This is a genomic window from Enorma shizhengliae (assembly GCF_009676995.1).
In the GTDB taxonomy this organism is placed as follows: domain Bacteria; phylum Actinomycetota; class Coriobacteriia; order Coriobacteriales; family Coriobacteriaceae; genus Enorma; species Enorma massiliensis.
In genome coordinates, this window is record NZ_VTFZ01000001.1 from 54,932 (window position 1) to 74,194 (window position 19,263).

A 19,263-nucleotide genomic window follows, 5' to 3' on the forward strand; every position below is an offset into this window, starting at 1 on the left:
AGCGTTACGCCTCAGCCATCTCCTGCTTCATCTTGGAAATGACATCGCGGTACTCGGGCATGGTGGCACCGAGAATCTGCGTGGCGTAGATGGCGGCGTTCTTGGCACCGTTGATGGCGACGCACGCAACCGGAACACCAGAAGGCATCTGCACCATAGAGAGCAGGGAATCGAGCCCGCCGAGGTCGCTCGTCTTCATGGGGACGCCAATCACGGGAAGCGGCGTGAAGGCGGCAACCACGCCGCCCAGGTGCGCGGCCTTGCCCGCAGCAGCGATGATAACCTTGAGCCCGCGCTCGTGGGCGGTTCCCGCCCACTCATGTACCTTATCGGGGTTGCGGTGCGCGCTCGCGATCACAAGCTCGTACGGAACGCCAAGCTCCTCGAGCTCCTTCGTGCACCCCTCCATGGTAGGAAGGTCCGACTTCGACCCCATGATGATGCCGACAAGCGGCACCTTCTCCTGATCTGCCATGCTTTCTCCTCAATATCCGTTAACGCGGCCTAGCGGCCAAATGCTACGTAGCCAGTATAGCCCGATAGATGAAATAACGGCGCGCATCCCGACGCGGTTCTGTACATACGAGACGTTTTAGGTACTATTACTATCCAGTTTTGGGTAGGTATCCCAAGCGAATACGGGTACACCGTTGGCAGCTTCCCAACACCACTGCCAACCCGGATGTCCCGAACAACGCAGGCGCACAGAGACGCCCGCCTGCAATCGGCAGCAAGGAGGTGCCATAATGATTCGCGTAGACATCGAGACCATCATCATGGCCTCCGGCCCGGTTCCATCGGTCATCGTTCTGCGTGAGCGCGGAAACGGCGAGAGCGCCGACGCACCGTCGCGCTCGCTTTCCATACAGACGGGGTCCGTCGAGGCGGCGGCAATCAGCCGAGGAATCGACAACTCCCAGAACAACGGTCGCCCCATCACGCACGACCTGTTCATCGAGACGCTTCGTCAACTCAACGTGAAGCTTGAGCGGGTTGAGATCAACCGCGTTGATGCGCCCGTCTTCTTCGCCCGACTCGTGCTCGTGCGCGAAGGCGCAGGCGAGCAGATCGAAGAGCTTACCATCGACGCGCGGCCCAGCGATGCGCTCGCCCTCGCTGTGCGTTCGAACGCGCCTGTCTTCGTTGAGGACGATGTCATGAACCGCGCCGGCACTATCTCGTATCGCACGGCCCAGCAAAGCGGCGAGGATGAGTTCAAGCAGTTCGACCAGTTCGTGCAGACGCTCTCACCGGATGACTTCTAGGTTGCGTGCAGCGCGTCGAGGCGGCTGCGCGCGTTCGCTCCACTTTTGGGAACATCTATTCTGCGATACCGTGCGCCTACGCACCCCATGAGGTAAAACCGCAGGATACGCTCATCCCGGAACGCCAAGTACGGTCGTCTAGGACCATCTCACAAAATGAAGCTCCCAAAAGTGGACCGAACGTTGGAGCTTCGCGCATGAATACACAAACGGCCGGGAACGCGCTCGCTCCCGGCCGTTTTTTCACGAGATAATCGATGCGATAAGGCAGCCACTCGCTTGCGTTGAGGCGGCTACTCGTCCATCAGATCCTCGAGCGCCTCGTCCGCCGCGCCGATGTCGACCCGCTCATCGCCGCTATCGATTGCTCCCAGGTCGAGCGACATTTGGCCCTCGGCCACGCCCGTCGTCTTGGGCTTCTTCTTGGCGCTCGTCATGCGGGCCACAGCGGTCACGCGGTCGCCGTCTGCCACCGACATCATCTTCACACCCTGGGTCGCACGGCCGGTCTGCGAAATCTCGCTCGTCTTAACGCGAATGACCGTAGCCCCCTCGGTAATGATGAAGAGCTCGTGCTGCGGGCCCACCGTCTTCATGGCAGCGAGGTTCCCCTTGCGCGCCGTCATCTGGATGGTATACACGCCCTGGCCGCCGCGGTTCTGGCACGGATAGTCGGCAACTGGCGTGCGCTTGCCGAAGCCGCGCTCGGTGATCACGAAAAGATCGCCCTTGCCGTTGGTGATCTCCATGCCAAGCACCTCGGCGCCATCCTTCATGGTGATGCCGCGCACACCCGAGGTGTCGCGACCGGTGGCGCGCACCTGCTCCTCCTCGAACATGATGGCCTTGCCGGCGGTCGTGGCCATGATGATCTTGTCGCCCTCGCGCACGCGGCGCACGTCGAGCAGGTCGTCGCCAGCCTTCAGGTTGATGGCGATGATGCCGTCGCGGCGGCTGCGGTTGTAAGCGCTCATCACGGTCTTCTTGACCATGCCCTGTTTGGTGGCAAAGAGGAGGAATTCGTTCTCAGGGAACTCGCGGCAGCTGATCACGCTCGCGATCTTCTCGCCCTCCTCGAAGGGCAGGAGGTTCACGATCGCGGTTCCGCGGGCCTGGCGCGTGCCGATGGGCAGCTCATGCACCTTAAGACGGTACACCTTGCCGCGATTCGAGAAGAACAGCACGTACTCGTGCGTGCTCGCGATGAACATCTCGGCGATGACGTCGTCCTCTTTGAGGTTCACGCCCGAAACGCCCTTGCCGCCACGTTTCTGAGAGCGGTAGGTGGCAACCGGGATGCGCTTCACATATCCGGTGTGCGTGATGGTCACAACCATGTCCTCGTCGGCGATGAGGTCCTCAACATCGAGGTCCTTCTCGGCCGCGGCGATCTCAGTGCGGCGCTTGTCGGCGTACTTCTTCTCGATCTCGCGCATCTCTTCCTTGATGACGCCGAGAATCTTCTCCTCGTGCGCCAGAAGGTCCTCGTAATAGGCGATGGCGCGGCGAAGTCCCGCGAGCTCTTCCTCGATCTTATCGCGCTCGAGGCCGGTCAGGCGGCGAAGCTTCATCTCCAGGATGGCGTTCGTCTGCTCCTGCGTGAACCCGAAGCGATCGATGAGGCGCGCGCTGGCCTCGGCGTCGGTTTGCGAGGAACGGATGATCTGGATGACCTCGTCGATGTGGTCGAGCGCGAGGAGATAGCCCTCGAGGATGTGCGCGCGGGCCTGGGCCTTCTTGAGGTCATAGCGCGTGCGGCGGGTCACCACGTCGACCTGATGGTCGATGTAGCAGCGCAGGATCTCGGGGAGCGAGAGGCACTTGGGAACGCCGTCCACGAGGGCGAGATTGTTTACGCCGAAGGTGGTCTGCAGCGAGGTGAACTTATACAGGTTGTTGAGCACGACCTGCGGGATGACGCCCTTCTTGAGCTCGATGACGAGGCGAATGCCCTTGCTCGTGGATTCGTCGCGCATGTCGGAGATGCCTTCGATGCGCTTCTCGTTCACGAGCTGAGCGATCTTCTCCTGCAGTGTGCCCTTGTTCACCTGGTAGGGAATCTCGGTGAACACGAGGCGGTTACGGCCGGTCTTGGTAGACTCCACATGCGCCTTCGCGCGCACGGTGATGGAGCCGCGCCCGGTCTCGTAAGCCTGGCGAATTCCGTCGGACCCCATGATGACCGCACCCGTAGGGAAGTCGGGGCCGGGCATGACCTGCATGAGCTCGTCGACCGTCGCGTCGGGATGGTCGATGTAGTAGCAGGTCGCCTCGATCGCCTCGCCGAGGTTGTGCGGCGGGATGTTCGTTGCCATGCCGACCGCGATGCCCGAGGAGCCGTTAACGAGCAGGTTGGGGAAGCGCGCGGGGAGCACCTGGGGCTCGGCGAGCGATTCGTCGTAGTTGGGCTGCCAATCAACGGTGTCCTTCTGGAGGTCACGGAGGAGCTCCATGGCAGGACGAGCCAAGCGGCTCTCGGTATAACGCATGGCTGCGGCAGAGTCGCCGTCGATGTTGCCGAAGTTGCCGTGACCGTCGATCAGCGGGGTGCGCATGGAGAACCACTGCGCAAGGCGGACCATCGTGTCGTAGACTGCGAAATCGCCGTGCGGATGGTACTTACCGATAACCTCGCCGACCGTCCAGGCCGACTTCTTGTGCGGGCGGTTGGGGTAGATGCCGCTCTCGTTCATGGCGTAGAGGATGCGGCGGTGAACGGGCTTCAGGCCGTCGCGCACGTCGGGCAGGGCGCGCGCGGTGATGACCGACATCGAGTATTCGATGAAGCTCTGGCGCATCTCGTGGCCGAACTCGCTGATCTGCAGCGAACCACCGTTGATGTCTTCGCCGGCGTCTTCACCGCGGTCGATGTCGCCAAAGCTCTCCTCGAGCTCGCCCTCGTCCTCTTCCTCCTCGTCGCCCTCGTCGTCGACGTAGACGTCGGTGCCCTCGTCGTCGCTTTCGGCGCGGGCGAGCAGGCGCCTCAGATCCTCGGGCAACCCCTCAGATTCCGGCGTCTCCGGCGTGTTGTTCATATCGTCTGCCACGTACTACCTCCTGGTTTCGTCGTGGTCGTCCAGTCTGACTATGGGGACGGGTACGTCATCAGGCCACGTTGCTTGGCATCAATCGATGACTCAAAATGGACCCGTCCCAGAATGACTCAGGTCCGCTCGGTTTCTCAGGGATGGTTCAAAATGGACCCGTCCCAAAATGACCCATTACGCGTCGAGGAAGCGGGCGTCGTGCGCGTGCTTCTCGATGTACTCCCGGCGGAACTCAACCTGGTTGCCCATAAGCTCGCGCACCGCGCGATCAGCAGCCACGGCGTCGTCGATGGTAACCCGCTGCAAGATGCGCGTCTTGGGGTCCATGGTCGTCGAGGCGAGCTGCTTGGGATCCATCTCACCCAAGCCCTTGTAGCGCTGCACGGTGTAGCCACGGCGCTTCTTGGTGACCTTGCCGCTCGCATCGTCGCCATCGTCGTCGGGGTTGAGGCCCAGGCTCTTGATGGTGTCGCGCAGGATCTCCTCCTCCGGCTGGCGGCCGTTGGGATACACGTAATGGATCTTGTTGCGCACCTTCACGCCAAAGATGGGCGGGCACGCCACGTAGACGTATCCGGCATCGATGAGCGGGCGCATGTACTTGTAGAAGAACGTGAGCAAGAGGATGCGGATATGGGCGCCGTCCACGTCGGCATCAGTCATGATGATGATCTTGTGGTAGCGGGCCTTCGTGATGTCGAAGTCGCCGCCATCACCCAAGCTCGTGGTCACGCCGGTGCCGATCGCCGTGATAAGTGACTGGATGGTATCGCTCGAGAACGCACGGTGGTCGCCCACGCGTTCCACGTTCAAAATCTTGCCGCGCAGCGGCAGGATTGCCTGGATATCGCGGCGGCGGCCGTCCTTCGCGGACCCGCCTGCGGAGTCGCCCTCCACGATGAAGAGCTCGGTCATCTCGGCATCGCGCACCGAGCAGTCCGCGAGCTTGCCGGGAAGCGATGCACTTTCGAGCAGGCTCTTGCGGCGCGTGGCCTCGCGGGCCTTGCGGGCGGCGTTGCGCGCCTTCGAAGCCTGCTGAGCCTTCTTCACGATCTCGCGGGCGGCCTTGGGGTGCTCCTCAAGGTAATCGGTAAGGCCGTCGGTTACGACCTTAAGCACGAGCGCGCGCATGAACGAGCTGCCGAGCTTGGCCTTGGTCTGGCCCTCGAACTGCGGGTCCGCAAGCTTGACGGAAATAACCGCGGCAAGGCCTTCGCGCACGTCATCGCCGGTAAGCTTATCGGTATCCTTCTTCAGCATGTTCTGCTTCTTCGCGTAATCGTTGATCACGCGGGTGAGCGCGGTGCGGAAGCCCTCAAGGTGCATGCCGCCCTCGGGGGTGTAGATGTCGTTCGCAAAGCTCATGACCGTCTCGGAATACGAGGTGTTCCACTGCAGCGCCACCTCGACCTCGCCGGTGCGGTCGACCGGAGCGTCCGGCTCGCTCTTGCCCGTCAGGTAGATAGGGCGCTTGAGACCGTCGGGGATCTCGCGCCCCTCGTTCAGGAACTTCACGAAGTCGACGATGCCGCCCTCGTAGCAGAACTCATCCACGCGCGGCATGAGCTCGCGCTCGTCCTTGAGCACGATCTTCAGGTTCTTGTTCAGAAACGCCGTCTCCTGGAGGCGGTTCCTCAGCGTCTCGTAGTCGAAGACCGTGGTCTCGAAGATCTCGTCATCCGGCCAGAACGTCGTCGTGGTACCGGTGCTCTTAGCGGTTCCCACTTCCTTCATCTTCATCGTGGTCTTACCGCGGCTGAACTGCATCTCGTAGATCTTGCCGCCGCGCTTGACCTGCACGACCATCTTCTTGGAGAGGGCGTTTACCACCGAGACGCCCACGCCGTGGAGGCCGCCCGAAACCTTATAGGCGGAGTTGTCGAACTTACCGCCCGCGTGGAGGATCGTCATGACGACTTCCAGCGTGGGGATCTTCTTCACGGGGTGCTTGTCCACGGGGATGCCGCGGCCGTTGTCCACAACGGTAACGGAGTTATCGGCATGCACCGTCACCTCGATCTTGGTGCAGAAGCCGGCCATGGCCTCGTCGACCGAGTTGTCGACGATCTCCCATACGAGATGGTGCAGGCCGCTGGCACTCGTTGAACCGATGTACATGCCGGGGCGCTTGCGAACGGCTTCGAGACCTTCGAGAATCTTAATCTCGCTACCGTCGTACTGTTCCTTTTTTGCCACGTATTCTCCCTTTCGACCACATCGATTGCGTGTGAGATCGCAAAGTTCAGTTAGCCTATCTATGATAGCCGAATACGCGCGCTGTCTTTACGGCGCTTGAGTACCTCTACAAGGCCACCAGATTGGATTTACGCCTTGTTTTTCAAGTCGGTACCCTTTTTCCACTCCATACTCGCCTTCATGGCCTTTTTGAGCGATTTGCGCAAACGGTCGTCGGCGATGGGCGCCACCGCCGCATCGATGGCCCCCTCCTCCTCCGCGCTCAAAGGAGCGGTGCTGGGCGGGGTCGGCGCCGCCTTCTTCTCCCCACGCGGGCGCTCGACGCCGGAGCGCTTGAACCCCGGTTTCGTGGTGCGGAAGACGAATCCATCGAGCCTCACCCCTTCGCGCTCCATGCGCGCGCGGATAATCTCGCGGAGCATCGTCATCTCTTGCGTCCACACGGCATCGTCGAGGTAGACGAGAAGCTTGTTTTGATCGGAGAGATACCTGAGGCCGGTCACGTGCTCCCCTTCGCGCGTGCCGCCGCACACCGCGTTCCACGCGCGGTAGACGCCGCGGGCCGCCTCTGCCTTGCGCATGCGCTCGAGCTGCTCGGGCGTGGCGCGGGAGACAATGTCCCGCCGGACCTGGCCCATGATCGAAGAGACGGCAACAGTCGTCCGCTCGCGTTCGAAGCCACCGTCGGTTCTATCTGCTGCCCCCACCGATCTTCACCACCTTCGCCCGATCGAGCGCCGAATCATCGAAGTAGCCGAGGTTGGTGGTCGTGATCACCGTCTGCACGCCACCGCCCACGAGCCCTAGAAACGCTTGCCGGCGCGTCTCGTCGAGCTCGCTCATCACATCGTCGAGCAGAAGCAGCGGAGGCCTGCCGAGAATCTCGCGCGTCACCTCGACCTCGGCGATCTTCCATGCGAGCACGAGGCTTCGCTGCTGCCCCTGCGATGCAAAGGTCCTGGCATCCCGACCGTCTATCGTGAACGCGATCTCGTCGCGATGGGGCCCCACCAATGTGATGCCGCGCCGCAGCTCCTCGCCGGCACGCTCGTCGAGCGCCGATGCGATCCGCGCCCGCACCGCTTCGATGCGGTCAGCGCGCGAGGATGCATCGGCGACGGCCGGTAGCGGGGTGGCGTCGGGGGCGCCCCACGAGGGAACATATGAAACGTCCGCGGCCTCGCCGCCAGAGAGCCCGGCATACACATCGATGAGGTGTTCGCGAATACGGCTCAGCAGCGCGAGGCGGTGCACCGTAAGCGCCGCACCCGTGGATGCGATGGAGTCGTTCCAAGCATCCAGAAGGTCACGCGTGCAGAACGGCTCCTTGAGCAGAGAGTTGCGCTGTTCAACGGTGCGCTCGTAGGTGCTCGCCAGCTGGGCGTAGCTCTCGTTGAGCTGGATGCCGAAGCCGTCGAGTGCCTCGCGCCGCAATCGGGCGCCGCGCTTCACCAGGTCTAGGTCGTCGGGACAGAAGAGCACCGAGGGAACGACGCCGCGCACACCAGCCGCACGGCACCGCTTGCCGTTGCGCATGAACGCCCGCCTGCCGTCTTCAACCACGCACCCCATATCGATCACGCGGCCCTCGCCCTCGAGCGTGAGCTTCATCGAGCAGCGCGGGCCGCCCGCGCGAACGAGCTCACGGGGCGACGGCTTCCTAAACGACCGCCCCGACGTTAGCAGCTGCAACGCCTCGACAAGGTTGGTCTTGCCCACGGCGTTGTGCCCCACGAGAACCGTTACGCCACGGGCAAGATCGAGCTCGAACGAGGGGAAGCTACGGTATTCGGTAACCGAGAGCGTGCGCGCGTATATGGACATGACGGCGGCTGCGGGGTCTTCGCTATTCGCTCAAGCGAATCGGCATGGCGAGGTAGAGGTAATTGACCTTGCCATACGTTTTGAAAACGGCGGGGCGCCCGTAATCTTGAATCTCGAGGGTGAGGTCCTTGTCGTGGCCCGCCATATTGAAGAAGTCGGCGATGTAGTGGCACGAGAAGCCCGTGCAGCCGCTCTTGCCTTCAGCCTCGATATCCAACGTCTCGCTCGCATAGCCCTGATCGCTCGAGATAAGCGTGAGCTTGAGCACGCCCGCCTCGGTGTCGATATCAAAACGCAGTGTGGGGTTACCCGAACCGATAGCCGAGACGCGCTTCACCGCCGCGGCGAAGGAGGTGTTGTCGAGCTTCGCCGTCATGGCGCAGGCCGAGGGGATGAGCATGCGATAGCTGGGGAACGACTCTTTCATGCGGCGCGTCACGTAGCACGTATTCCCCGCCTCGAAGACCACCTGGGCATCCGTTACGCCCACCATGATGGTTGGCGCGTCGCCCATGACGGAGAGGGCATCGTTGAGCGACTCGGAGGGCACGATCGCCTCGAAGCTTCCCTCCAGGTTCGAGGTCTCCACCTGGGTATCGCATACAGCCAGACGGTATGAGTCCGTTGCAACCAGGCGGATCGTGTTGTTCTCCACGGTCATCAAAACGCCCGTGAGAACGCCGCGGCTGCGGTCCTTCGACGCCACGCGCCACACGCGCGACACCATCTCGGAAAGCACGCTCACCGGCAGGTCGACGCACGACTCGATAGCATAGGCAGGGAACTCGGGGAAGTCGCGGGGATCGAGCATGTTCAAGCGGAACGAGCTCTTGGCGCACGAGATGACCGCCTGGCGCTCAACGACCTCGAAGCTCACCGGAGCGTCGGGCAGCGCCTTCGTGATGTTCGAGAAGAGCTTGCAGGGAACGACCGCCTCGCCCGGCTCATCCACGCGCGCGGTGATGCGGTGCTTGATGGAAATCTCAGTATTTGTCGTATGGAGTTCCAGAACGCCGTCATAGGCTTTGATGAGTACGCCGTTCAGAATGGGTAGGGTGGTTGCGCCGCCCGCGCCCTTGAGTACGACGGAGAGGGCATCGGCGAGGGAGTCTTGACTCACGGTGAACTTCATGGCGCGCCTTTCTTTTATATATAGATATATATCTAAAACCAACTATTACAATTAGACCGTTGAAGATGTGGAAAGCTTGGATACGGGCAGGTCAGACGCGTTGTTTTATTGAACATCGACCTGTTGGCAAGCACCCTTGTTTTCCACAGCGCCGAGGCACCTCCTTGATTCTCCACCACTGCCCCCGTGTTTTCAACAGGCTTTCGAGCACCTCTCAACATGTTTTCAACTCCCCGGTTGACAGTGGTTGCACTGTGGGCGGACCCTCGTCGCCGCAGCGGGTTTCCAAACCCTTTCGGCGCTACGACTTGAGGATGATCTTGTTCCTCATGGCCTGCAAATCTTCGCAGAGGCTGCGGTCTTCCTTGAGCTTCTTCTCGACCACCTTGATGGAACTGAGCACGGTGGAATGGTTTCTACCGCCGAATTCCGCGCCGACCATGGGTGTCGTCATCTCACACATGTCCATGGCGAGATAGATGGCCACATGCCGTGCGAACGCGATGTTCGCCATGCGCCGCGGGCCGATCAGCTCTTCGTGGCTCACGTGGTAGAACTCTTCGACCACCGACTGGACGGTATCGATGTGGATCTTCTTGTGCGCCGTATCGAAGTACTCGTTGGCAATCCGGTCTATCTCCTCGCCGGTGAGTTCCCGGCCGCTCTGCTCGCACTCGTACGATGCGCCCGCGCAGCGCTCGCAGAAGCTCTCAAGTTCGCGAATGTTGGTGCCGGAGACTTCTGCCATATGGCGGAGTTGCTCGTCGGTGAGCTTTCCGCCGCCGGAGCGGAGGGTGTCGAGCAGCGACCCCGTGCCGTCGAGTGCCACGGCTGCCGCTTCGGCCTCTGCGTCGGGCAGCACCGTGTTCTCGTAGTACCGCTTTAGAATCATGTACTTCATCTCGAAGCCAGGCTCCGATACGAGGCAGAGCATACCGGCGTTGAAGCGGCTCGTGAGGCGCTCATCCATGCCGAGGTTCTTCGGCGCGCGGTCCGACGCGATGGCGATCTTCTTGTTGTTGCGGATGAACTCGTCCATGAGCGAGAAGAAGTTCTCGATGCTCTGCGTCTTGCCGATGATGTTCTGGATGTCGTCGATGATGAGCACGTCGGCGTCGTGGTATTCGCGCAGGATGATGCCCGCGCGGTTCTTCGAGATGGCGAGCTCGCTGATGTAATCCTCGACATATGTTTGCGAGTTCGCGTACTTCACGCGCAGGTGCGGGCTGTGCTCGTTGAGATAATTCTTGATCGCGAGCAGCAGGTGCGTCTTGCCGAGGCCGCTCTTGCCGTAGATGAAGAGCGACGTGCAGGTGCCGGGCTCGTCTGCCATGGCGGCGAAGCGCACGGCGGACTGGTAGGCGTGCTTGTTCTCATCGCCGTACACGAAGTTTTCGAACGTGAATTTTGAGTGCACGTGTACCGACTGCTGCTCTTGTTCGGGGGAATCCGGTGTGTGTTCCTCCCTCTTCTTGGCAACTTCGGCCGGTTTCTGCTCGCTTGCATGGACGGCTGAAGTGAGCTGGCGGAACGCATCGGGTGAGAGGACGTTTGTGACCTTGACCTTCCCCGATCCACCGTCGGCGGGGGTGCCGAGCGAAAGGCGATGCGCCTCGTGTGCCTCCGAGGTTATGGCATCGTCGCCGTGCGAGGCCGCGCCCGTGAACGCGGCGGCATCGCCTGAAGCACCGGCATGCACGCCGGCATCGCTGCCCGCTGGCGCGGAGGCTTCTGCCTGCTCATATGTTTCACGTGAAACCACTGCCGGGGCGGGGGCTGTTTCGCCGCGTCGAGGGCTTGCGTCCGCAGCGCCGCGATGGCCTGCGGTGATCGACTCGGGAACCGTTACGTTCAGCGCGAGGGGGCCGAAGGTTATCTCCTCGAGATAGCGCTCTATGATGGCGCGCTGTTTGAGCAAATAAGAGTAGGCGAAACGCGTGGGAGCCTCGATGGTGAGGGACGTTTCGGTGAGTTCGACGGGAACGCACTGGCCAAGAATGTTGATGAGGCGCCCGTCGCGCTCGTCGCGTTCACAGAACGAGATGGTGTCATCGAGGATGATCTTCGCCTCGGTATCCATGGGCTACCCCTTGCTTCCTATGGTTCGCGGTCCCTGGTTAGTTTCGAGTCCCGTGTTCGGCGATCCACGCCGCCCCCAGCTCGGTGAGGAAGTATTTTCTTCCATGTTTAGTTGCGAAACCGTACCCGCTCAGTGTAGCAAGCTCGCGTGACCAGGTGGGGCCGGAGTGTCCGAACGCGTTCGTGAGCTCGGTGGGCCCGCATTGGCCGTTGGCGACAAGGAAATCCAGAGCTTGTAGGCCTCGTTCCGTGAGGAAGGGATCGTTTGCACCGCGATTTTGAACAGTGCCGGCCGCCGCCTGCTGCTCCTGTGTTTCCCCAGCTTGAGGCTTATGCTGTTGAATTGTGGAAAACTCTTGACCAGATTGTTGAAAACCCGGTTCGGGTGTTGTCGAAAAGCCCCATCCCATGCCGTAGGGTGGTTGGGCGGGGTAGCCGTACTGTTGTGGGAATCCCGACTGCTGATACAGACCCGCCTGCGTATAGGGGTCCGCCTGCTGGAATGATTCTGTCTGCTGTTGAACGGGCGCTCCCTGAGGGGCAGTCTGCTGATATTGAGCGGGCTGCTGTGGGTACGGCGCCTGCTGCTGCGGCCAAGCTCCCGCTTGCTGCGGATACCCTTGTGCCGGCATAGAGCCCGCTCCAGCTGCAAAGCCCTGGCCGGGTATCTGCGCGAATGCTCCTGATTGGTAGGGGTACTGCTCTTGGTAGGGGTTTGGAGCTCCCGCGTACCCTCCCTGGGGGATTCCTCGTCGGAGGGATGCCGACGTGAACTGGGTCCCCCGGACGGCCGCCCCGCGCCCGCTGTTTGCTTCGATTTCTGCCACGCGTGCTTGGTCGACGCTCACCGTCACCACGGTTCCCGCGCCTAGGTTGTCTTCGATGGAAACTGCGCCCCCTGCATTCTCGAGGTACTGCTGAACCATGGGCAGGCCCGCGCCCGTGCCGCGTATGTAGCGCTTCATCGAACGGTTTGCCGAGGTCACGCCGAATTCGAATGCGCGTTCCTTGTCGTTGATCCCCGGTCCCTGATCTGCGAATCTAATCGTGTTTCCGCCATCGAGGATGGAGACGATCGGCTCGGTGAAGTGGGCGTGGATGAAGTTTTCCACGAGCTCTCGGATGACCATGAGTGAGAGCGACCCGCCCTGTTCTTTCATGCAGCGATAGACGGTGTTGGTAATTTCCTCAAGATAGGAGCGAGGGTCTTTCGGCTGCACTACGATCACGCGCGGTGTGGAAAGCATGTCGTCGTAGATTGCAATGCGTGTGGCAAACACGGTCGACTCGCCGGATGGTTCGGCCGCTCCGGCGGTCTCATCCTGGGGTGTTTTCGCTTGGTCAGTTTGGGCGCTTGGCGCCGCGTTCGCCATGTCTGCATGCTGGCCGTCGGATATGCCCGTGATGTGCCTGTTGTCGGGTGCGGGGTCACCTGAATCGACAAAGGGATAAAAATCGTCGGCCATGAGCAACCATCCTAGTAAACGCCCGCTCGAGATGAATCTGAAGTCTAGGCCTTAGATAGTACCGCATTGAAAGCTTCTGAACCTTTCAACAACTTTTCAAAACGTGTTGAAAACTGAAGAAACGAAGTGAAAAGTTATCCACACAGCTTGATAACCTGTCGAAAACTCATTGAAATCTTCTGAAACGAATAATTCTCCTTTCTTGGCGGCACAAGGCGGTTTGAACGGCATGTGGTAACTTGCAAACAAGTTCTACCTGCTTGTTGACATTCTTGTGCCGTTTTCCCTACAATCTTGAAGCTCACGCGACTTATTTGTTTGTTCAAACAAGCAGGAGGATAGAAATCATGAAGCGTACGTACCAGCCTAATAAGCGCAAGCGTGCCAAGACCCACGGTTTCCGCGCCCGTATGGCCACCAAGGGCGGCCGCGCTGTGCTCGCTCGCCGTCGTGCCAAGGGCCGCAAGCGCCTCACCGTCTAGCTTGCAACGCGCTTGCGCATGAAGACCATTAAAGCCCGGTCGGATTTCGAGCGTGTCTATACACGGGGACGGCGCTATAACCATCCCTTGATGCGAATGGTTATATGTGATGCTGTGAGCGAAGGCGATCCTGGTCGGGTCGCCTTCGCTGCACCTAAGCGTCTTGGAAACGCTGTCTTGAGGAATAGGTCCAAGCGCGTGTTGCGCGAAACGGCGCGCGCGTGCGACTTTCCCGTACCTGGGCATGATGTGATCTTGTTCGCCACCGCGGCGACCCGCGACGCGGCCCCGCAGGATCTTTGCGCGGCGCTTATGCGGCTGTCTGCACGCGCCGGCGTTGGCTGGTAGGGGCTTTCATGTTCCGGCGGCTTCTCATTGCTCCCATCAAGGTCTATCAGCGCGTCATTTCCCCTTTGTTGCCCGCCGCTTGCATCTATACGCCCACGTGCTCGCAGTACGCGGTCGAGGCAATCGAGCGATACGGAGTAGGTAAAGGTAGCTGGCTCGCGATTCGTCGCATCATTCGATGCAATCCGTTTCACGGCGGCGGCTACGACCCGGTGCCCTAGGGCTAGGTTAAACGGAGGAAACCATAGATGTGGGATTGGATCGTTCAAATTCTTCTTCAGATCCTGAGGTTCATTCAGGGGTTCGCCTCTGACTGGGGTCTCTCGATCATCATCCTTACCGTCATCGTGCGCCTGATTCTCACGCCGCTTCTGTTGAAGTCGACGAAATCGACGGCGCGCATGCAGGTGCTTCAGCCGAAGCTGATGGAGATTCAGCAGAAGTATGCCGATGATCCGCAGCGTCAGGCCGAGGAGATGCAGAAGTTCTACTCGGAGAACAAGTTCAACCCGCTGGGTGGTTGCCTGCCTCTGCTTATTCAGATGCCCATCCTGCTTGCGCTGTTCACCCTGCTGCGCAACCTTCCTGGGTACATCGGCGAGTCCGGTGTGGTGTTCTCGTTCTACAACATCATGCCCGACCTTACGACTACGCCCGGCGCCCAGTGGGCGAATGGTATCGCCACCGCGCTGCCGTACCTCATTTCGCTGATCCTGTTCGGCATCCTGACGGTTATTCCTTCGCTGTATCAGTCCCATAACCAGACTGGTCAGCAGGCTTCTTCCATGCGCACGATGGCGCTCGTCATGGGCATCATGATGCTCTGGCTTGGTTGGAACCTGCCTGCGGGCGTTTTGCTCTACTACGACGTTTCGTCTCTGTGGCAGGTTGCGCAGCAGATCTTCGTGACCCGTCGCGTTATGGAGAAGGCTAAGGCCGAGGAAGAGGAGCGCCTGGCGCATGCCCCCATCGAGGTCGATGTGGTGCGCCGTGAGCACAAGGCTCGTCCGCGCAAGAAGAACTAGCCGATAGAAGAGTTACGTAAGCCGGTACTTAATTAGGTACCTAAATAATTTTGGGAGACGTCATGTCTGAGGAACTGCTTGAAATCGAGGAGAATGAGGTCGCGCCGACCTCCCTCGATGAGGTCGTCGGCGAGTATCCCGAGATTGCGCGCAAATATAAAGCGGGCGAGGAGCTTACCGATGAGGAGCTCGATACCGTCGCTGATGTTGCGCTGTCTGTGATTCGCAATATCCTGAAGCATTTTGATGCCGAAGATTCCCCTATCGATGAGTATGAGGGCGATGACGGCGAGCTGATTCTCGATGTTACTGCTCCCAATCTGGCTGTGCTCATCGGGCGTCACGGTCGTACGCTTGAGTCTCTGCAGACCATGTTCTCTCTGATTGTGAGCCGTCGTTTGGGATTCCGTTATCCTGTGGTGGTTGACATCGAGGGTTATAAGAGTCGTCGTAATGACAAGGTTACTTCCATGGCCCACTCTGCTGCCGCCCGTGCTGTGCGTCAGCATGGGTCTGTCGCTCTTCCTCCTATGAGTGCCTACGAGCGTCGTCTGGTGCATATCGCGCTTCGCGATAACGCTGCTGTTGAAACTCATTCCGAGGGCGTTGATCCCGAGCGTCGAGTTGTTGTGACTGCTCTATAGGAGTTTCTTCTATATTGGTAGTATTAAGGGGTGTGGCTGTGCCGCACCCCTTTTCTATGACAAGAGTTTGTGCTTCAAGAACTATTGGCAGGAGTATATCTATGAGCGAGCCCTCCGCTTTTCACTCAATGCTTGTTGCAGAGCTTGGACAGTATTGGGATCGTTATGTTGGCTCACTTCAGGATGGGCAACTGACCTCCAAGGTTACTCCTGATGAGTTGGAGTTGTGTGTTGGTCATCTTGAATATGTTCTTAAGGCCAATGAGAACATTAACCTGACCCGCATCACTGATCCACACGAGGCTGCCATCCTACATATCTACGATTCGCTTGTTCTTCTGCCATATGTTGATGGTGCCCCTAAGGGTAAGTTGCTTGATATTGGCACCGGGGCTGGTTTCCCCGGGCTTCCTCTTGCTATTACTTCTCACCGTCCTTCTGTCCTCATGGATTCGGTTGGTAAGAAGGTTAAGGTTGTAGAAGCGTGTGCCTCACAGTTGGGTGTAGAGCGAGTCGAAACTGTTCATGAACGTGTTGAATCCTACGCTCTTTCTCATCGTGGTGAGTTTTCCGTTGTTGTAGCACGTGCTGTCGCGCATCTATCTACCCTCGTTGAGTATGCTTCACCACTTCTGAAGAAAAGCGGTCTGCTTATAGTTTCGAAGGGTGTCCCTGCTGCTGACGAGGTATCTGATGGAACTTATGCGGCTCAGGTTTGTGGGTTCGATGCTCCCCTGCGTTACGATCTTTCTCTTCCTGGGAAACGTGGCGCGCGAGCAATCTTTGTATTCAAGAAATCTCACAAGCCATCAATGAAGCTCCCTCGGGCTGTTGGGATGGCTAAGAAACATCCTATTTCGAAGTAATCTTCAAAAAGGTCAATCATTCCGATTGGCCTCTATTATATTATAAGTGCTCTCGATCTTACGCATTCTCTAGCTTACTAGCTTTTTGATGTTGCGTTAGGGCATTGATGGCCGATTATCATCAGTCTGTTTTCACGTGAAAACTCGATTTGTATTATTCTGTTCTGTATTGAGGGTCCGCCTCATATATTCTTTGTCCCTTTTCGAGAGATTTCGGTTCTAAATTTGTTTCGCAACTGTTGTGACAAATGGGATAGAAATTGTTTGGCATGCTTTCATGCAACCTGAATCGCTTATTGAACACAAGGCTGATGGTTAGATAGCTTTTCGCCTTACAGCGCGTCATCTAATCAATGCATACTCATATTGCTTGTGAATACAGTTCGATCAGGTCGTTTGTAAAAGGTTGAATCGAGTTGTATTTATAAATTTCGAGAAATCATGCGTTTGTCCATCAATTGTTCGGCAGGCTTGTAATTCGTTCCATAAATGCGTAATCGCCTACAATTGTTAGATGGCTGTAGGATTTTGATTTGTAATCATCTTTATAGTAACTATGGCGCACGTGCATTCATGTGTCTACACTATTGATTTAAGTGCGTGCATCGGAGCTGTTTTCACGTGAAAACACGATATGTGTGCTGTTGCTTTAGGCTGAGCGGTATTAAAACTTGTAATTCGGAATAGAGTTTCAGACACAACTTCAGAACTGAACAGCTTGGATATGCTCGTCGGATATTATCTTCCAGTCGTTTGTTTTAGATTTCTCAATTGTAGTCAAATTCATCAGCTTGGCATCTTGCATGTCCAATCAAGCTGAAACATAATGAATGAACAAGTTAAATGTTTTCACGTGAAAACGCTGCGACCGACCAATATCATTCTTTAACTGCAGTAGGAGGTCAAATGGGGTTCAAAGACGTCCCGCGGGATTCGAACTCGAAGACAAGGATCATTTCAATCATCAATCAAAAAGGTGGCGTTGGGAAAAGCACCACGGCAGTCAATCTGTCAGCTGCGCTTAGCTCAAAGGGCAAAAAGGTCCTGTTGGTTGATTTTGACCCACAAGGAAACAGCACGAGTGGCTTCGGTATAGAAAAAGAAGAGCTCGAGCAATGTGTGTATGATGCGCTAATCCATAACGTATCTGCAGAAGACCTCATTCATGATACGGATTGCGAGCGAGTCTTTGTAATTCCCGCAACGATTCAGCTTGCCGGCGCCGAAATAGAGCTTGTTTCAGCAATGGCGCGTGAAACACGATTGAAAGAGTTGCTCTCTCCGGTTCAAAATGAATTCGATTACATCTTTATCGATTGTCCGCCGTCTCTCGGATTGTTGACTATCAACGCTTTGGCGGCAGCAGATAGCGTACTGATACCGATTCAGTGTGAATACTATGCACTTGAGGGTGTTACGAAGCTACTTGAGTCAATGAGAATGGTCAAAGAGCGCATCAATCGCTTGCTTGAAGTGTTTGGCGTGCTCATGACGATGTATGACTCTCGTACTTCGCTTGCAAACCAGGTTGTTGATGAGGTTCGGGCGTACTTTGGTGACAAGGTGTTTGACACGCTGGTTCCTAGAACGGTCAAGATTTCCGAAGCACCGTCATTTGGAATGCCAGTAATCGAATACGCTCCGAGCAACAAGGGTGCAATTGCGTATCTTTCTCTTGCAGATGAGGTGATCAGTCGTGCCTAGCACAAAGAAGAAGTCCGGACTTGGTAAAGGGTTGTCTGCTCTTGTAAGTGAAGCCCAGTATGAAACCGGGCATACAACAGACAATACAATGATTCCGATTCAGGAGATTCATCCGAACCCTAATCAACCTCGTACTCATTTCAATGAGAAGGAACTTGGTGAGCTGAGCGAGTCGATTCAGGAGCACGGAGTGCTTCAACCCCTTCTTGTCCGTAAGGATGCGAAGGGATATGAGATCATTGCGGGAGAGCGTAGATACCAAGCGGCAACGCTTGCAGGGCTAACCGAGCTTCCGGTCATCATTAAAGATGTTGATGATGCTGAGATGCTAACGATTGCGCTGATTGAGAATCTTCAGCGCTCTGACTTGAATCCCATTGAAGAGGCAAAGGGTTACAAGCAGCTCATTGAATCAAGCGGAATGACACAGACTGCTCTTTCGAAGGCGGTTTCGAAGTCGCGCTTCGCAATCAGTAACTCCCTGCGCCTTCTAGATCTTCCAGAGCCAGTCCAGGAGCTCATCTTTGACGGTAAGCTTACCGCTGGTCATGCAAGAGCGATTCTTGCCGTTCCTTATGAAGATGCTCGGATCAAGCTGGCTGAGAAGGTTGTTGCGGAAGGTTTGTCGGTGCGAGCGACAGAACATCTTGCACCACTGTTTTCTGTCGCGGAAACACCGAAAGCCCCTCGTCCCGTTACTCCGCAATCGTATAAGCGTGCAGCAAAGGTACTTCGCCAGACATTCAATACGAACGTTCGGGTAAAGAACTCACGAGGTAAAAACAAGATTGAGATTGAGTTCAAGGATGAGGAAGACCTAACGCGAATTCTCTCTCAGATTATTGGAGAGCAAGGTGACTAAGATGAAGCCAGGATTGATCGGTGGTCTGGTTGCTGCTGGAGCTGCAGTAGTTGTGGGCTCGGTAGTTGGTTATATGGTTGCAACAAATCCAGAGCTCAGGGCACGGCTGGGTCGTGGGGCTCGTGATGCATACGAAACTTCCAAGAAGAAGATCGTAACTATGTCCGAAGACGTTGCTTTGAGGACGGCGCAGATGACCAAGAACCCAAAGATTAATCAGGATTGGGTGGCTAACCAGTGGGAAAGCGTTGGGTATTAGGATTGTAAGTTAGGTACCTAACTAATAACGCGTTTACCATAACGTAGATGCAATCCGTAGGCCA

General features: G+C 57.7%; 18 protein-coding genes. 10 read left to right on the forward strand and 8 right to left on the reverse strand.

Going from position 1 to position 19,263, the window contains the following annotated elements:
• Positions 1–4 precede the first annotated feature (4 nt).
• Entirely contained in the window at positions 5–475 is a 471-nt protein-coding gene (gene purE / locus GJE22_RS00260; protein ID WP_144687528.1) for a 5-(carboxyamino)imidazole ribonucleotide mutase, read from the reverse strand.
• A 271-nt stretch (positions 476–746) separates the two neighbouring features.
• Between purE and GJE22_RS00265 the strand changes: the two genes are divergently transcribed.
• Positions 747–1,265, forward strand: a complete 519-nt coding sequence (locus GJE22_RS00265) for a bifunctional nuclease family protein (RefSeq protein WP_144687526.1) — start codon at positions 747–749, stop codon at positions 1,263–1,265.
• 293 nt (positions 1,266–1,558) lie between these two features.
• On the opposite strand, the gene gyrA is transcribed toward GJE22_RS00265, so the two are convergent.
• The 7 genes from gyrA to GJE22_RS00300 all read right to left on the reverse strand — a co-directional run bounded on the left by gyrA (position 1,559) and on the right by GJE22_RS00300 (position 13,009).
• Complete coding sequence (gene gyrA / locus GJE22_RS00270; RefSeq protein WP_144687657.1) at positions 1,559–4,300, reverse strand: DNA gyrase subunit A; 2,742 nt, start codon at positions 4,298–4,300, stop codon at positions 1,559–1,561.
• A gap of 186 nt (positions 4,301–4,486) precedes the next feature.
• Positions 4,487–6,508 carry a DNA topoisomerase (ATP-hydrolyzing) subunit B gene (gene gyrB / locus GJE22_RS00275; RefSeq protein WP_019127402.1) on the reverse strand — a complete coding sequence of 674 codons (2,022 nt, stop codon included), beginning with the start codon at positions 6,506–6,508 and terminating at the stop codon, positions 4,487–4,489.
• A gap of 128 nt (positions 6,509–6,636) precedes the next feature.
• Positions 6,637–7,215 (reverse strand): DciA family protein, encoded by a 579-nt coding sequence (locus GJE22_RS00280; protein ID WP_235895739.1) that lies wholly within the window; start codon positions 7,213–7,215, stop codon positions 6,637–6,639.
• Positions 7,199–8,332, reverse strand: coding sequence for a DNA replication/repair protein RecF (gene recF, locus GJE22_RS00285; RefSeq protein ID WP_144687524.1), 1,134 nt, complete (start codon positions 8,330–8,332; stop codon positions 7,199–7,201). Before recF ends, GJE22_RS00280 begins: the two co-directional genes overlap by 17 nt.
• Positions 8,333–8,354: 22 nt before the next feature.
• Positions 8,355–9,464, reverse strand: coding sequence for a DNA polymerase III subunit beta (gene dnaN, locus GJE22_RS00290; protein WP_144687522.1), 1,110 nt, complete (start codon positions 9,462–9,464; stop codon positions 8,355–8,357).
• A 301-nt stretch (positions 9,465–9,765) separates the two neighbouring features.
• A complete protein-coding gene (locus GJE22_RS00295) occupies positions 9,766–11,544 on the reverse strand; it encodes a DnaA ATPase domain-containing protein (protein ID WP_144687520.1) in 1,779 nt (592 codons plus the stop codon).
• A gap of 37 nt (positions 11,545–11,581) precedes the next feature.
• On the reverse strand, positions 11,582–13,009 hold the full coding sequence (locus GJE22_RS00300) for an ATP-binding protein (RefSeq protein WP_144687655.1): 1,428 nt from the start codon (positions 13,007–13,009) through the stop codon (positions 11,582–11,584).
• Between the two features lie 347 nt (positions 13,010–13,356).
• Between GJE22_RS00300 and rpmH the strand changes: the two genes are divergently transcribed.
• The 9 genes from rpmH (at position 13,357) to GJE22_RS00345 (ending at position 19,199) form a co-directional block, all read left to right on the forward strand.
• On the forward strand, positions 13,357–13,491 hold the full coding sequence (rpmH, locus tag GJE22_RS00305; protein ID WP_019127408.1) for a 50S ribosomal protein L34: 135 nt from the start codon (positions 13,357–13,359) through the stop codon (positions 13,489–13,491).
• Between the two features lie 18 nt (positions 13,492–13,509).
• The gene (gene rnpA / locus GJE22_RS00310) at positions 13,510–13,839 is read left to right on the forward strand and encodes a ribonuclease P protein component (protein ID WP_144687518.1); all 330 of its coding nucleotides are present in this window, start codon (positions 13,510–13,512) and stop codon (positions 13,837–13,839) included.
• A gap of 8 nt (positions 13,840–13,847) precedes the next feature.
• Positions 13,848–14,060: a membrane protein insertion efficiency factor YidD gene (yidD, locus tag GJE22_RS00315; RefSeq protein ID WP_019127410.1), complete on the forward strand. Its 213-nt coding sequence runs from the start codon at positions 13,848–13,850 to the stop codon at positions 14,058–14,060.
• A gap of 27 nt (positions 14,061–14,087) precedes the next feature.
• Positions 14,088–14,864, forward strand: a complete 777-nt coding sequence (locus GJE22_RS00320; protein WP_022349740.1) for a YidC/Oxa1 family membrane protein insertase — start codon at positions 14,088–14,090, stop codon at positions 14,862–14,864.
• A gap of 62 nt (positions 14,865–14,926) precedes the next feature.
• Positions 14,927–15,508 carry a Jag family protein gene (locus tag GJE22_RS00325; RefSeq protein WP_019127412.1) on the forward strand — a complete coding sequence of 194 codons (582 nt, stop codon included), beginning with the start codon at positions 14,927–14,929 and terminating at the stop codon, positions 15,506–15,508.
• Between the two features lie 101 nt (positions 15,509–15,609).
• Positions 15,610–16,374 carry a 16S rRNA (guanine(527)-N(7))-methyltransferase RsmG gene (rsmG, locus tag GJE22_RS00330; RefSeq protein ID WP_186297364.1) on the forward strand — a complete coding sequence of 255 codons (765 nt, stop codon included), beginning with the start codon at positions 15,610–15,612 and terminating at the stop codon, positions 16,372–16,374.
• A 906-nt stretch (positions 16,375–17,280) separates the two neighbouring features.
• On the forward strand, positions 17,281–18,078 hold the full coding sequence (locus tag GJE22_RS00335; protein ID WP_144687653.1) for a ParA family protein: 798 nt from the start codon (positions 17,281–17,283) through the stop codon (positions 18,076–18,078).
• The gene (locus GJE22_RS00340; protein WP_235895738.1) at positions 18,071–18,940 is read left to right on the forward strand and encodes a ParB/RepB/Spo0J family partition protein; all 870 of its coding nucleotides are present in this window, start codon (positions 18,071–18,073) and stop codon (positions 18,938–18,940) included. The genes GJE22_RS00335 and GJE22_RS00340 overlap by 8 nt, the downstream gene beginning before the upstream one ends.
• A 1-nt stretch (position 18,941) precedes the next feature.
• On the forward strand, positions 18,942–19,199 hold the full coding sequence (locus GJE22_RS00345; protein ID WP_144687514.1) for a hypothetical protein: 258 nt from the start codon (positions 18,942–18,944) through the stop codon (positions 19,197–19,199).
• The last annotated feature ends 64 nt before the right edge of the window (positions 19,200–19,263 follow it).